Annotated in this window: 13 protein-coding genes; 5 read left to right on the top strand and 8 right to left on the bottom strand. The window is 67.3% G+C overall.

Features of this window, described 5'->3' with window-relative positions; translation table 11 throughout:
• Window positions 1-22 precede the first annotated feature (22 nt).
• From AC0VYB_RS09715 to AC0VYB_RS09690, 6 genes are all read right to left on the bottom strand, one after another.
• Complete coding sequence (locus AC0VYB_RS09715) at window positions 23-424, bottom strand: cytochrome c oxidase subunit 4 (protein WP_009375713.1); 402 nt, start codon at window positions 422-424, stop codon at window positions 23-25.
• Window positions 421-2118 carry an aa3-type cytochrome oxidase subunit I gene (gene ctaD / locus AC0VYB_RS09710; RefSeq protein WP_119296239.1) on the bottom strand — a complete coding sequence of 566 codons (1698 nt, stop codon included), beginning with the start codon at window positions 2116-2118 and terminating at the stop codon, window positions 421-423. The genes AC0VYB_RS09715 and ctaD overlap by 4 nt, the downstream gene beginning before the upstream one ends.
• Window positions 2115-2987, bottom strand: a complete 873-nt coding sequence (gene ctaC, locus AC0VYB_RS09705) for an aa3-type cytochrome oxidase subunit II (protein ID WP_040341014.1) — start codon at window positions 2985-2987, stop codon at window positions 2115-2117. Before ctaC ends, ctaD begins: the two co-directional genes overlap by 4 nt.
• Window positions 2988-3097: 110 nt before the next feature.
• Window positions 3098-3751, bottom strand: a complete 654-nt coding sequence (aat, locus tag AC0VYB_RS09700) for a leucyl/phenylalanyl-tRNA--protein transferase (RefSeq protein ID WP_101623776.1) — start codon at window positions 3749-3751, stop codon at window positions 3098-3100.
• A 38-nt stretch (window positions 3752-3789) separates the two neighbouring features.
• Window positions 3790-4143: a HesB/IscA family protein gene (locus tag AC0VYB_RS09695; protein WP_009375707.1), complete on the bottom strand. Its 354-nt coding sequence runs from the start codon at window positions 4141-4143 to the stop codon at window positions 3790-3792.
• A 91-nt stretch (window positions 4144-4234) separates the two neighbouring features.
• Window positions 4235-5653, bottom strand: a complete 1419-nt coding sequence (locus AC0VYB_RS09690; protein ID WP_119296240.1) for a dipeptidase — start codon at window positions 5651-5653, stop codon at window positions 4235-4237.
• A 23-nt stretch (window positions 5654-5676) separates the two neighbouring features.
• Here AC0VYB_RS09690 and AC0VYB_RS09685 point away from each other — a divergent pair, with 23 nt between their 5' ends.
• The gene (locus AC0VYB_RS09685) at window positions 5677-6282 is read left to right on the top strand and encodes a DUF3043 domain-containing protein (RefSeq protein ID WP_009375703.1); all 606 of its coding nucleotides are present in this window, start codon (window positions 5677-5679) and stop codon (window positions 6280-6282) included.
• Here the strand turns inward: AC0VYB_RS09685 and AC0VYB_RS09680 are convergent.
• Complete coding sequence (locus AC0VYB_RS09680) at window positions 6257-7360, bottom strand: quinone-dependent dihydroorotate dehydrogenase (RefSeq protein WP_009375701.1); 1104 nt, start codon at window positions 7358-7360, stop codon at window positions 6257-6259. The genes AC0VYB_RS09685 and AC0VYB_RS09680 overlap by 26 nt on opposite strands.
• 109 nt (window positions 7361-7469) lie before the next feature.
• Here AC0VYB_RS09680 and AC0VYB_RS09675 point away from each other — a divergent pair, with 109 nt between their 5' ends.
• The 3 genes from AC0VYB_RS09675 (at window position 7470) to sucB (ending at window position 12414) form a co-directional block, all read left to right on the top strand.
• Window positions 7470-8954 carry a leucyl aminopeptidase gene (locus tag AC0VYB_RS09675; RefSeq protein ID WP_082834988.1) on the top strand — a complete coding sequence of 495 codons (1485 nt, stop codon included), beginning with the start codon at window positions 7470-7472 and terminating at the stop codon, window positions 8952-8954.
• 152 nt (window positions 8955-9106) lie between these two features.
• Window positions 9107-10495: a dihydrolipoyl dehydrogenase gene (gene lpdA / locus AC0VYB_RS09670; protein WP_063250492.1), complete on the top strand. Its 1389-nt coding sequence runs from the start codon at window positions 9107-9109 to the stop codon at window positions 10493-10495.
• Window positions 10496-10515: 20 nt separating this feature from the next.
• Window positions 10516-12414, top strand: coding sequence for a 2-oxoglutarate dehydrogenase, E2 component, dihydrolipoamide succinyltransferase (sucB, locus tag AC0VYB_RS09665; protein WP_475384672.1), 1899 nt, complete (start codon window positions 10516-10518; stop codon window positions 12412-12414).
• A 62-nt stretch (window positions 12415-12476) separates the two neighbouring features.
• Here sucB and AC0VYB_RS09660 read toward each other — a convergent pair whose 3' ends face one another.
• The gene (locus AC0VYB_RS09660; RefSeq protein WP_119296242.1) at window positions 12477-13910 is read right to left on the bottom strand and encodes a hypothetical protein; all 1434 of its coding nucleotides are present in this window, start codon (window positions 13908-13910) and stop codon (window positions 12477-12479) included.
• A 156-nt stretch (window positions 13911-14066) separates the two neighbouring features.
• On the opposite strand from AC0VYB_RS09660, the gene lipB reads away from it, so the two are divergent.
• Window positions 14067-14705: a lipoyl(octanoyl) transferase LipB gene (gene lipB / locus AC0VYB_RS09655; RefSeq protein WP_009375690.1), complete on the top strand. Its 639-nt coding sequence runs from the start codon at window positions 14067-14069 to the stop codon at window positions 14703-14705.
• Window positions 14706-14712: the final 7 nt, after the last annotated feature.

The following is a 14712-nucleotide window of genomic DNA, read 5'->3' as shown; positions in this document are numbered from 1 at the left end:
CTGCGCGATCAGTGACCTGCGATCAGTGGGCGAACCCGCCACGATCGTGCTCGTACGAGATGCCGACGAGGGCGACCACGCCGAGCACCGCACCGAACGGGAAGATCCACCAGCCCATCGCGATGCCGTAGAAGGAGACGGCACCGGCGGCGGCACAGACGATCGGCCACCAGCTCCACGGGCTGAAGAAACCGTAGTCGGCGTCGGCGTCGGAGATCTCCGCGACGTCGTTGTCCTGCGGCTGGCGGCCGACACGACGGTCGGTCAGCCACAGGTAGACGCCGATCATGATCGACATGACTCCGACGAGCAGCAGCGCCGGGAAGCCGACGAGCTCGTTGAAGTGCGTCACGAATCCGTAGACGACTCCCATGGCCATGAAGAACAGACCACAGTAGATGAAGACGTTGATCGATGCTTTCACTTGGCGGTACCTCCGGCGAGCTGAGGTTCGGCGTGGCCGTGGCCGGCGTATTCCAGAAGCTCAGGATGGTTGACGTCGAATGCCGGGCGCTCCGAACGGATCCGCGGCAGCGAGGTGAAGTTGTGACGCGGGGGCGGGCACGAGGTGGCCCACTCGAGCGACCCACCGTAGCCCCACGGGTCGTCCACGGTGACCTTCGGCGCCTTGCGCGACGTGATCCACACGTTCCAGAAGAACGGCACCATCGACAGGCCGAGGACGAGCGAACCGACGGTCGAGACCTGGTTCATCCACGTGAAGCCGTCCTGCGGCAGGTAGTCGGCGTAGCGGCGGGGCATGCCGTCGACACCGAGCCAGTGCTGGACGAGGAAGGTGCCGTGGAAGCCGATGAAGAGGATCCAGAAGTGGATGTGTCCGAGCTTCTCGTTGAGCATCCGACCCGTCCACTTCGGCCACCAGAAGTAGAATCCGGCGAACATCCCGAACACGACCGTGCCGAAGACGACGTAGTGGAAGTGGGCGACGACGAAGTACGAGTCGGAGACCGACTGGTCGAGGGCCGGGCTGGCGAGGATGACTCCCGTGAGACCGCCGAAGAGGAAGGTCACGAGGAAGCCGATGGCCCACACCATGGGCGTCTCGAACGTGATCGAGCCGCGCCACATCGTGCCGATCCAGTTGAAGAACTTCACGCCTGTCGGAATCGCGATGAGCATCGTCATGAAGGCGAAGAACGGCAGCGCCACCACACCGGTGACGTACATGTGGTGAGCCCACACGGTCACGGACAGAGCGGCGATCGAGATCGTCGCGAACACGAGCTCCTTGTAACCGAACACCGGCTTGCGGCTGAAGACCGGGATGATCTCCGTGATGATGCCGAAGAACGGCAGGGCGATGACGTAGACCTCCGGGTGTCCGAAGAACCAGAACAGGTGCTGCCAGAGGATCGGTCCGCCGTTTCCTGGACTGAAGACATGCGAGCCGAGGATGCGGTCGGAGGCAAGGACGAGCAGCGCCGCAGCCAGGGGCTGGAAGGCCATGAGGACGAGGATGCCCGTGATGAGGACGTTCCAGCTGAAGATCGGCATGCGGAACATCGTCATGCCCGGAGCACGCATCGTGATGATCGTCGTGATGAAGTTGACTGAGCCGAGGATCGTGCCGAAGCCCTGCAGCGCGAGTCCGAGGACCCAGAGGTTGCCGCCGGCACCAGGGGTGAACGTCGTGTTGCTCAGCGGCGCATACGCCGTCCAGCCGAACGCGGCCGCACCCTGCGGGGTGAGGAAGCCCGAGAGCGCGATGAGGCTGCCGAAGAGGTAGAGCCAGAATGCGAAGGCGTTGAGCCTGGGGAACGCGACGTCCGGGGCGCCGATCTGCAGCGGCATGATGACGTTGGCGAAGCCGGCGAAGAGCGGAGTCGCGAACATCAGCAGCATGAGCGTGCCGTGCATCGTGAACAGCTGGTTGTACTGTTCCTTCGTCTCGATGATCTGCATGCCGGGCTCGAAGAGCTCGAGGCGGATGATCAGCGCCATCACGCCGCCGACGCAGAAGAAGAAGAACGAGCCGATCAGGTACATGTACCCGATGGTCTTGTGGTCCGTCGACGTGATCCAGTCGACGATGATCTTGCCCTTGCTCCGGGGAACGACCGGAGCGTCAAGAGCCGCTCTGTCTGTCGTAGCGGTCATTCTTGAGCACCTTCTTTCGGGTACCAGTTGCGATCGTATTCGGGCCCGAGCTGACCGGTGTTGCCCTGATCCGCGAGCGACTGCGTGTACTCCTCGAACTCGGCCTTGGAGACGACCTTGACGTTGAAGAGCATCTCCGAGTGGTACTCACCGCAGAGCTCGGCGCACTTGCCGACGTACTCGCCTTCCTTCTCGGCACGCAGGAACAGGCTCTGGTCGTGGCCGGGGATCATGTCGCGCTTCTCAAGGAAGGCGGGAACCCAGAAGGAGTGGATGACGTCACGCGAATGGAGCTTGATCTCGAGATCCGTGTTGACGGGCAGGTAGAGGGTCGGGGCGTTCTCGCCCGGCTTCTCGGTGCCGTCGAGGTTGACCTGCGTGCCCGCGTAGTAGACGTCCTGATTGACGTAGTTGAAGTCCCACGCCCACTGCTTGGCTGCAACCTCGATGACCTGCTCGCCGGGAGTCCGGTCATCGGTGGTCTTCGCCATCACCTGGACGTTCTGGAAGAAGAATCCGAGCACGAGGATGACCGGCGTCACCGTGAACAGGATCTCGATCGGCATGCTGTAGCGCATCTGCACCGGCAGGCCGCGATCGTTCTTGCGGCGGCGGTAGGCCACGATCGCCCAGAGGATGAGGCCCCACACGATGAGGCCGACGATCATCGAAGCGATCCACGCTCCGTTCCACAGGGCGGTGTAGGCCTCCGTGTGGTTGGTCGCACCCTTCGATTCGAGTGGGAAGAATCCGTTGGCAATCTGCTCTTTCGTGCATCCGGAGAGGAGCGCCGGCAGAGTCACCGCGCCCAGAATGCCGAGCCGCTTCGCCCAGGACCGTCGCGGCCCTGACTGATTCGGAGAATCCACGTGCAGCCTTTCACAACCATCTTTCGCCTTTCGGCATGCCGAAGGACGAACTCGTACTTTGTCATCTACCAGACTACCGCTACACACGGTAGAAATTCACATGCAGATGTTCATTTGTTGAGAATTGGCTGAGCGCGATTGCCCCGGAGCGCGGAATCAAGCCGCGCGGCGTACTCGAGACCGCTGATCTCCGACACGCCGAGGCTTTCCAGATGTGGCGTCTGCCACTGTGTGTCGATGAGCCATTCGTCCTCATCGGCCGAGGTCACACCCGTATCCGCACCCTCGTCGAGGAGTCCGACGAGGTGGACGAGCGCGGCCTTCGAGGCGTCGGTCTCGCGGTGGAACATCGACTCCCCCGCGAAGAGCGAACCGATCGCGACCCCGTAGAGGCCCCCGACGAGGCGGTCCTCGGCCCAGACCTCGACGGAATGGGCCCAGCCGTCCTCGTGGAGGCCCGTGTAGAGATCGATGATCTCGCGCGTGATCCACGTCCCCGTCCGGGACGGGTCGGCGCATGCGCGGATGACCTCGTCGAAGGCGCCGTCGACGCTGTAGTCGAAGCGGCGCATCGACTTCCGCAGGCTCTTGCTCACCCGCAGGTCGCCGGGCAGGAGCACACCGCGGCGGCGCGGCGCCCACCACCCCATGCGACCTGTGCCCCCGCGACCGATCCCCATGGGGAAGAGACCGGCCCGATATGCGGAAAGGACCTGGGGCCCTGTCGCCGTCGCAGTGACGGCGCGCAGATCCTCCAGGTCCATGTCGCGGTGCTCAGACGATCGTCAGATCGTGGGCTGACTCAGTGGAACGAGTCGCCGCAGGCGCACGATCCGCCGGCGTTGGGGTTGTCGATCGTGAAGCCCTGCTTCTCGATGGTGTCGGAGAAGTCGATGGTCGATCCGTTGAGGTAGGGAACGCTCATCCGGTCGACGATGACCTCGACGCCGTCGAAGTCGCGGACGGCATCGCCGTCGAGGAAGCGCTCATCGAAGTAGAGCTGGTAGATGAGCCCCGAGCAGCCGCCGGGCTGCACGGCCACACGCAGACGCAGGTCATCGCGTCCCTCCTGCTGCAGCAGGCTGCGGACCTTGTCCGCTGCCGTGCCCGAGAGCTCGACCTCGTGCGTGGCGGTGGCTTCGTTCGTCGCTGTCATTGCTACTCCTCATGTGGTCTTGGGCCCAAGGCTACACCGCGTTCAACGTGCGGCGGGCACGGGCTATTCCCATCGTGTCACGTTTGTCCGCTCAGGCCTCCGCGGGCTCGGCACCGCCTGTTGCGCTGCCTGCCGCGTCCCTGCGCCCGAGGGCGTCGAGGAGCAGCGCCTCGGCGACGATCGCGGCCTTGAAGTCGGGCAGGTAGAGGGATTCGTTCGCGCTGTGCGCCCGCGCGTCCGGGTCTTCGACGCCGGTGACGAGGATCGAGGCCTGGGGGAACACCTCGAGGAGGTCGGCGATGAAGGGGATCGAACCGCCCAGGCCCATCGTCGCCGATTCCCGCCCCCACGCCTCGGTGAGCGCGTCACGGGCGACCTGGACGACAGGGTCGCTGAGGTCGGCCTGCCACGGGCTGCCTCCCTCGGTCGCACCGATCTTCAGACTCGCCCCGAACGGGAGGTTCTCCTCCAAGTGCCTCGTCACCGCCGCCACCGCGTTCTCAGGTGTGTCGCCCGGGGCGAGGCGGATGGAGAGCTTGGCCCGCAGACTCGGCTGCAGGGTGTTCGAGGAGACGTCGACATCGGGGATGTCGAGGCCGATGACGGTGATCGAGGGCTGGGCCCACAGCCGGGAGGCCAGCGTTCCCGTTCCGCTGAGGTCGGTGCCCGGCAGCACGCCGGAGTCCTCGCGCACCGTGGACTCCTCGTAGTCGATGTCCGTCTCCGAGGTGGAGGCGAGTCCGGCGACGGCGACGGAGCCGTTCTCGTCGTGGAGGCTGGAGAGCACCTTCGTCATCGCGAGCATCGCATCGGGGACCACTCCCCCGTACATGCCCGAATGCACCGCATGATCGAGGGTGGCGACCTCGAACTCGACGGCGCACATCCCGCGCAGGCTCGTCGTCAGCGCGGGCACCCCGGCCGCCCAGTTCCCCGAGTCGGCGACGACGATGACATCGGCGGCGAGCTTGTCCCGGTAGCGGTCGAGGAAGTTCCGGAAGCTCGGGCTGCCCGCCTCCTCCTCACCTTCGATGAAGAGCCGGACCCCCACGCCGAGGCGGTCGGCGAGCAGCCGCAGAGCCGTGAGGTGGACCATGATCCCTGCCTTGTCGTCGGCGGCACCGCGGCCGTAGAGCCGGTCCCCCTTCCGGGTCGCGACGAAGGGCTCGGTCTCCCACGCCTCGGCCCTGCCGGGAGGCTGGACGTCGTGGTGGGCGTAGAGGAGGACGGTGGGCGCACCGGCGGGAGCCGGGGCCGAGGCGACGACCGCGGGATATCCCTGCCCGCCGTCCTCGGTGTCCGCGGTGAGGATCTCGACGGAGAGGCCGAGGTCGCGGGCGAGGCCGGCGACCGCCTCGGCGCTGGCGGTGACCTGGGACGGGTCGAAGCTCGGCCACGCCACCGAGGGGATCGCGACGAGGTCGCTCAGCTGGTCGAGGACGTCGTCGAAGATCTCGTCGACACGGGCGTGGAGGTGGGCGGCATCAGGCGCGGAAGTCGAATCACTCATGCTCCAACGGTAGTATTCATTCCGTGTTCGGAAGCAAGAAGACTCACGAGGACAACGACTCCTCCCCCAAGACCGACGACGACTCCACCGCAGCGGAGGCGTCACCTCGTGATGCCGAGGCGAAGAAGGGCCGCCCGACCCCCAAGCGAAGCCAGCAGGAGGCCGTGCGCCGCCAGCCCCTGGTCTCGAAGGACCGCAAGGTCGCGAATCAGCGGGCGAAGGAACAGCAGCGCAAGGAGCGCGACCGTGCCCGCATCGGGATGATGAACGGTGAGGAGAAGTACCTCACCCGCCGCGACCGTGGGCCCCAGCGCAGGTACGTCCGCGACTACGTCGACGCCCGCTTCTCGATCGGTGAGCTCTTCATCCCGGCGGCGATCCTCATCCTCGTCGTCGCCTTCACCCAGCCGGTGGCGATCCAGCAGTACTTCACCTACGCCGTGTGGGGTCTGCTCGCTCTCGTCATCCTCGACGGCTTCGTCCTCAACTACATCCTCAAGGGACGCCTGCGGGCGAAGTTCGGCACCGTCGAGCGCGGCATCCCGTTCTACGCGGTCATGCGCAGCGTCCAGCTCCGGCCGCTGCGCATGCCCAAGCCGCAGGTCAAGCGCCGCCAGTACCCCGAGTGAGCAGACGGGTCCCCTGACCGCGGATGATCCGTCCGGGCCAGAAGGGACCCGAGTAGATCATCTCCGAGTAGACCTGCACGAGGTCGGCTCCCGCAGCCAGCCGTGCGGAGACGTCCCGTCCGTCGCCGACGCCCCCGACCGAGACGATCGTGAGCTCATCGCCGACGGTGGCCGCGACGAGGCGGAGCACCTCGAGCGAGCGCGCGGCCAGCGGCCTGCCGGAGATCCCGCCGGCCTCCCTGCGCGCAAACGCGGCGTCATTCCCGGTGAGGACATTCCGGTCGATCGTCGTGTTCGTGACGATGAGCCCGTCGGCGCCTGCCCGTGCGGCGAGATCGCAGATGTCGACGACGTCCTCATCGCTGAGGTCGGGGGCGATCTTGACGAGCAGGGGCACATGGCCGAGTGCTGAGCGCGGGGCGGCGACGACTTCGGCGGCCGTCTCCCGCACCGCGGTGATGATCGGTTCGAGGGCGGACACCGACTGGAGGTCGCGCAGGCCCGGGGTATTCGGGGAGCTGACGTTGATGACGAGGTAGTCGGCCAGAGGTGCGAGCTCCCGCGTCGAGGCGACGTAGTCGGCGACCGCGTCCTCGGCGGGGACGACCTTCGTCTTGCCGATGTTGATCCCGATGATCGGTCGCTTCGCCGCCGGCAGCGCAGCGAGCGCCTTCCGCTGCCGGGTGATGTTGAACGAGGCCTGCCGGGCCCCGTCGTTGTTGAATCCCATCCGGTTGAGCAGCGCGCGGGAGCGCAGCAGCCGGAACAGGCGCGGGCGCTCGTTGCCCGGCTGTGCGTGCGCGGTGATCGTACCGACCTCGATGTGCCCGAAGCCGAGCGCGGAGAGCGCACGGACGCCGACCCCGTTCTTGTCGAAGCCGGCCGCGAGGCCCACCCGGTTGGGGAACGGGAGGCCGAGCACCTCGGCGGGCTGCTGCGTCCCCCGGGCGAAGACGACCCGCAGGAGCCTGCCGAGACCGGGGATCCGATCGAGGACGCGCAGTGCGGTGAAGGAGAGATGGTGAGCGCGCTCGGCGTCCATGGGTTTGAAGATCAGAGTGAAGATGAGTCGATACACGCCCCCAACAATAGGGCAGTCGCACATCCCATCGGCGGGCACGTCCACCTCGGCGGGGAATATGGGACTAGGATCGAAGGCAATGCCCGCAGACGAAGAAAGGGAACACATGCCCGGTGCCTCCACCCCCTCCAGTTACTCTTCGACGAATCCGACCAAGGCCGACGATGCCGTGCTCGTCCTCGGCGTGGCCGACGGCAAGGTGCGCGGACTCGACTCCGCCAAGGCCGCAACCACCGCGCTCAACGACGCCGCGAAGGCGATCGAGTTCACCGGCAAGGCCGGGGCGACCGTGCGCATCCCCTCCCCCAAGGGCGTGGCCGCCGGCAGCGTCCTCCTCGTCGGCCTCGGATCCTTCGACCCCGCGAAGTCCGATGACGACACCGCCGACCGTGAGACCCTGCGGCGCGCCGCCGGCTCGGCGCTGCGGGCCCTGAGCGGGGCATCCTCGATCGCGCTTGCCCTGCCGGTCACCTCCGCCGAGGATGTCGAGGCCGTGACCGTCGGCGCCGGACTCGGCGCGTACCGCTTCCTCACCTACCGCACCGGCGACGACGACACCGTCCCCGGTCCCGTCACCGTCCTCGGCCCCAAGGGCAAGGCGTTCTCCCGCGCCCACGCCGCCGGCGTCGTCATCGCCGAGGCGACCAACCGCGCCCGCGACCTCGTCAACACTCCCCCGCTCGACCTCTACCCCGAATCCTTCGCCCAGACGGTCAAGGACCAGGCGAAGTCCCGGAAGGTCAAGGTCTCCGTCCTCGGTGAGAAGGAACTCGCCGCAGGAGGCTACGGCGGACTCATCGGCGTCGGGCAGGGCTCGACGCGGGGACCGCGCCTCGTCAAGGTCGAGTACAGCCCGAAGGGCGCCCGCCGCCACCTCAGCTTCGTCGGCAAGGGCATCACCTTCGACTCCGGCGGCCTCTCCCTCAAGCCCGCCGCGAGCATGGAGGACATGAAGTCCGACATGGCCGGTGCCGCCGCGGTCGTCGAAGCCGTCCTCGCCATCGCCGACCTCGGTCTGCCGGTCAAGGCCACCGCGTGGCTGCCGCTGGCGGAGAACATGCCCGGGTCCTCGGCGCAGCGTCCCTCCGATGTCCTCACCATGCGCAGCGGCAAGACCGTCGAGGTGACGAACACCGACGCCGAGGGCCGACTCGTCCTCGCCGACGCCCTCACCGACGCCGATGCGGAGAACCCCGACCTCCTCATCGACGTCGCGACGCTCACCGGAGCCCAGATCGTGGCGCTGGGCAACCGGACCTCCGGTGTCATGGGCGACGAGGCGGTGCGGGAGAAGGTGAGCGAGCAGGCGAAGATCGCCGGAGAGGACATCTGGCCGATGCCGATCCCCGAGGAGATGCTCGCAGGCTTCGACTCGACGGCGGCCGACCTCAAGAACTCCGGACCCCGCCCCGGCGGCATGCTCGCCGCCGCGGCGTTCCTCCGTGAGTTCGTCGGCGACGACACCGCGTGGGCGCACATCGACATCGCCGGTCCGAGCTTCAACACCGGTTCGGCCTTCGGCTACACCCCGGTCGCGGCCACCGGTGCCGCAGTGCGCACGCTCGTGCAGCTCGCCCGCAGCGCCGACTGACCAGGGCCTTCTGCACACCGTCGCGCCGGGAGTGATGCTCCCCACCTGTGGCGGAACAGACAGTGTGTGCTTTCGCGCCTGAGAAGAAAAGTGGAAAGATAAGAGGGATAGCTGCCTGAGGCAGGCTTGACCACAGCTACGAGGAGTAATCCGTGAGTGACTCATTGACCTACGACCTAGTCGTCCTCGGCGGCGGAACCGGCGGCTATGCCGCGGCTCTGCGCGCGGCAGAGCTCGACATGAAGGTCGCTCTGATCGAACGCGACAAGGTGGGCGGAACGTGTCTGCACCGCGGATGTGTGCCGACGAAGGCACTCCTCCACACTGCTGAGGTCGCTGACTCGGCCAAGGAGTCCGAGACGTTCGGTGTCGACGCCGAGTTCAAGGGCATCGACATCGACAAGGTGCTCGAGTACAAGACGAACGTCATCAACCGCAACTACAAGGGCCTCCAGGGACTCATCAAGGCCCGCGGCATCGACACCTACCTCGGTGACGGCAAGCTCGTCGGCAAGGACCAGGTCGAGGTCAAGGGCGCCGATGAGACGTACACCCTGACCGGCAAGAACATCCTGCTCTCGACCGGGTCGACGTCGAAGACGCTCGGCCTCGACGTCACCGACCGGGTGCTCACGAGCACTGAGGCGCTCGAGCTCGACACCGTGCCGAAGTCGGTCATCGTCCTCGGCGGCGGCGTCATCGGCGTCGAGTTCGCCAGCGTCTGGAAGTCCTACGGCGCCGATGTCACGATCGTCGAGGGCCTGCCCCACCTCGTGGCCAACGAGGACGAGTCGATCTCGAAGGCCCTCGAGCGCGCGTTCAAGAAGCGCAAGATCAACTACAAGCTCGGCGTCATGTTCAAGGGCGTCGAGGAGACCGCCGACGGCGTCAAGGTCACGCTCGAGGACGGCACCGAACTCGAAGCCGAGTACCTCCTCGTCGCCGTGGGCCGCGGCCCGGTGACCGAGGGCTTCGGCTTCGAAGAGCAGGGCATCCCGATGGACCGCGGATTCGTCCTCGCCAATGAGCGCCTCCACACCGGTGTCGGCAACATCTACGCCGTCGGCGACATCGTCCCCGGCCTCCAGCTCGCCCACCGCGCGTTCGGCCAGGGCATCTTCGTCGCCGAGGAGATCGCCGGGCTGGGTCCGGTGCCGATCATCGAGTCGGGCATCCCGCGCGTGACCTACTGCGAGCCGGAGATCTTCTCCGTCGGACTCTCCGCCAAGCAGGCCGAGGAGAAGTACGGGGCGGACAACGTCGAGACCCTCGAGTACAACCTCGGCGGCAACGGCAAGTCCGTCATCCTCAACACCACCGGCTTCATCAAGGTCATCCGTGAGAAGGACGGACCGGTCGTCGGCATCTTCGGCATCGGCGCCCGCCTCAGCGAGCAGGTCGGCGAGGCTCAGCTCATCGTCAACTGGGAGGCCTTCCCTGAGGAAGTCGCGCAGCTCATCCATGCGCATCCGACGCAGAACGAGGCCATCGGCGAGGCCCACCTGGCCCTGGCCGGCAAACCCCTGCACTTCCACTCATAAGATCCGAGGAGACGAAAGACATGTCGAATTCCGTGCAGATGCCGGCTCTCGGAGAGTCGGTGACCGAAGGTACAGTCACCCGGTGGCTGAAGTCCGTCGGCGACACCGTCGAGGTCGACGAGCCGTTGCTCGAGGTCTCGACCGATAAGGTCGACACCGAGATCCCCAGCCCCTTCGCCGGTGTGCTCGAGAAGATCCTCGCCGACGAGGACGACGTCGTCGAGGTCGGCGGCGATCTCGCCTACATCGGCGACGGCAGCGGCTCCGGTGACTCGGAGACCGCGCCCGAGGAGGAGCCCGCAAGCGTCGCGGCCGGTGCCACCGAGGAGCCCTCCGGTGCGGACGAAGGCGAGGAGTCCTCGACGGAGGAGTCCTCGACCGACGAGAGCTCTGCGTCGGACGAGTCCTCCGAGACGTCCCCGGAACCCGCCGAGGCGGAGTCCTCCTCCGACGATTCCGGTGAGGGCACCGAGGTGACGATGCCCGCCCTCGGCGAGTCCGTCACCGAGGGGACCGTCACCCGCTGGCTCAAGGAGGTCGGCGACGAAGTCGAGGTCGACGAGCCCCTGCTTGAGGTGTCGACCGACAAGGTCGACACCGAGGTCCCCTCCCCCGTGGCCGGCATCGTCCAGGCGCACCTCGCCGAGGAGGACGAGACCGTCGACGTCGGCGCTCCGCTCGCGCGGATCGGTTCCGGAACTCCCTCCGCATCCTCGAGCGCGTCGGCTGAGAAGCCGGCAGAGTCCGAGCCGAAGCAGGAGGAGGCGCCGAAGGCCGAAGAGCCGAAGAAGGAGGAGCCCAAGGAAGAGGCTCCCAAGGCTGAAGAGCCCAAGGCCGAAGAGCCGAAGCAGGAGGCACCCAAGCAGGAGTCGCCGAAGGCTGAGGAGCCGGCGGCACAGTCCGCTCCGGCCGCCCAGGCCGCCTCGAAGGCTGAGTCCACCCCGGCGAAGAGCGAGTCGGCTGCCGCGGACACCGTGGGTGAGAACTCCGCCTACGTGACCCCGCTCGTGCGTCGCCTCGCCCGCGACGAGGGCGTCGACCTCTCGACGGTCACCGGCACCGGTGTCGGCGGACGCATCCGCAAGCAGGACGTCCTCGCCGCAGCCGCGAACCGTCCGGCCGCATCCTCGGCGTCGGCCCCGGCCGGTGAGTCGAAGAAGCCGTTCACGCTCGAGATCCCCGAGGAGGCTGCGAAGCTGCGCGGCACCACGGAGAAGGCCTCGCGCATCCGGCAGACCATCGCCAAGCGCATGAGCGAGTCGCTCGAGGTCTCGGCACAGCTGACCCAGGTCATCGAGGTCGACATGACCCGTGTGGCCAAGCTGCGCAAGGCGAGCAAGGACGCGTTCCAGTCCAAGCACGGCGTCAAGCTCACCTACCTGCCGTTCTTCGCCAAGGCGATCGTCGAGGCGCTCAAGCAGCACCCGAAGGTCAACGCGCAGTACGACCTCGAGACGCAGGAGATCACCTACTTCGACCACGAGAACCTCGCGGTCGCCGTGGACACTCCGCGCGGTCTGCTCGTGCCGGTGGTCAAGGACGCCGGCGATCTCAGCATCGCCGGTCTCGCCAAGGCCATCGACGACGTCGCCGACCGCACCCGCAACAACAAGATCATGCCCGATGAGCTCTCCGGTGGCACCTTCACCGTGACGAACATCGGCTCGGTGGGTGCGCTCTTCGACACGCCGATCATCAACCAGCCGCAGATGGGCATCATCGGCACCGGTGCGATCGTGCGCCGCCCGATCGTCGTCAAGACGGCCGACGGCGAGGAGTCGATCGCGATCCGCGACATGGTCTACCTGCCGCTGACCTACAACCATCAGCTGGTCGACGGTGCGGATGCGGGTCGCTTCCTGCAGACGATCAAGGCTCGTCTCGAGGACGGCAACTTCGAGGCCGATCTCGACCTCTGAGTCGCAGCGCTCTCATCCCACGCCCGCAGGGGGCCGGTCGACGGACCGGCCCCCTGCGGCATTCACACCTCCGCCACCTCGGCGATCCTCCAGGCTCCCTCATGCTCGGTGAGCGTGAAGACGACGTCCTCGGCCTCGAACCGCTCCTCCTGTCCTCCGATCTCCGCGCTCGTCGTCATCCGCGCCGCAACCCGGATGCCGGTGTCGGTGCGCTCGACCACGGTGACGTCCTCGACGGTGACCGTGTACGTCCCGCCCGCATAGGCGGAGAGGTCGATGAGTTCGTCGGCGGCGGCCGCCGACGACCCGGGGACGGTGAGTGCGGCGAGGGCATCCCCGTCACCGGCGCCCAGCGCCCGCGCGCGTTCGGCACAGAGGTCGCCGAGGCGGTCGATGACGTCCTCGTCCGTGGGATCCTCGTCCCCCGCACCGTCCCCCGAACCCGCAGGCGGCCGCTGCGCCGCCGCCTGCTCGGGTCCGGGCGGTGGTGTCTCCGCTGTCGACCAGGCGACGAGCAGACCCCCGAGGACGGCGACGACGATCGACGCGGCGATGCCCCAGCGCACCGGACCTCCTCTCATCCGCAGCCTGGTCCACCACGAGGATCGGGTGGATTCCGGACGTCGCGGTGGCCGACCCGACCTGCGGGTCCGCTCCCCACGCCTCGACCGGGATCGACGCGCGTGTGAAGCGGCCGCGGCACGCAGGGCCGCTGCGGCGCCAAGGCGACCGGAGCGCTCCCCCGGACGGGCGCCGACATCGCCCGGCCCCGGCCGATCGGCAGCGCCGCCCTGCGAGGTCGGGACCCGCGCGGGAGCGGCCCGCAGCCGAGCGGTGATCGCCTGCGCCGGATCGAGGTCGCGGGAGGCCGGGACGAGCGGCAGCGGCACCGGTGCGGGAAGAGTGCCCAACTGCGCAGACACCTCGGCGACGGCGGCTGCCACCCCGGCCTCCCCGCCGGATGGCGGGACGGGATCGTCGTCGAGGAGATCGGCGACCAGAGCGCGCAGCTGCGCGCTGCGCTCGGCGAGGGCGACATCGACCGGCAGCAGGGCCTCGCTCCACGGGGATCCGTAGGCGGCATGGTAGACGAGCTCGCCGATCGCCCGGCGGACGGAGGTCTCGAGCCGGTGCCGCACCCCGGGGATGAGACGGGGGCGGCCCTCGGCGTCGAGGGCGAAGCAGTCGAGGCCGAGCCGGGAGGCCTGGTCCCCGACCGCTGCGAGTTCGGCGAAGCATCCGCGCAGGAGAGTATGGATCTCTGCCTCGGTGAGTCCGTGGACGGCGCGGACGGCGTCGAGGACGAAGCCTCCGGGAAGGGGATCGACGAGGAGGACCTCGGTCTCCCCCGTCGGCAGGAGCACCGACTCCGTGCCGAGCGTCGCGTCGTGATCGGCATCGAACCCGCGGTTCTCGACTCCCCACACGGACTCACCGGTGTCGTCGCGGAGGCGGTGGACCACCTCGGCGATCGTGGTCTCGTAATGCCATGTCATAGTTCGTCATCCCCATCGATGAAACGAAACGATCTTAGATGTCATTCGATGATGGATGATGACGTTTGATAAGTCAATGCAAGATGCGAGCGAAAGGTGTCGAGGGTCATGTTCTGCGCAATTGAACACCCCGATCAACGGGCATATTGTGGTGGCATGCCTCTGGCCACTGAAATTCTCGGTTTCGCACCGGCCTTCTCGGACTACCGGCGAACCTGGGACCTGCAGAAGAAGTATCACGAAGACGTGCTCGGCGGGACGAGGGAGTCGACGATCCTCCTCCTCGAACATCCGCCTGTCTACACGGCGGGCAAGCGCACCGAGGACCATGAGCGGCCGACCGACGGCACCGAGGTCGTCGACGTCGACCGCGGCGGGAAGATCACCTGGCACGGCCCGGGCCAGCTCGTCGCCTACTTCATCTACCGCCTCAACGATCCCAAAGAGGTCCGCCTCTTCGTCGCCCAGCTCGAAGACTCGATGATCCGCCTGCTCGGCGAGTACGGGATCGAGGCGACGACGGTCGAGGGGCGCGCCGGCGTGTGGATCCTCGGTGACGGCGTCCGCCGGGACCGGAAGATCGGGGCGATCGGCATCCGCATCCACGAGGGCGTGACCATGCACGGCCTCGCCCTCAACTGCAGCAACGACCTCGGCGCCTATGCCTCGATCATCCCCTGCGGGATCACCGACGCCGACACCACGACCATCAGTGCCGAGCTCGGACGCACGGTGACCCCCGAAGAGGTCGCCCCCCGGCTCGACGAGATCCTCCACGAGACCATCACCGCTTAGGAGCTCA

The sequence above is a fragment of the Brevibacterium sp. Z349TD_9 genome, from assembly GCF_056173565.1.
Note: the sequence above shows the minus strand (reverse complement) of the source record. Positions and strands in the feature narration are given on the sequence as shown.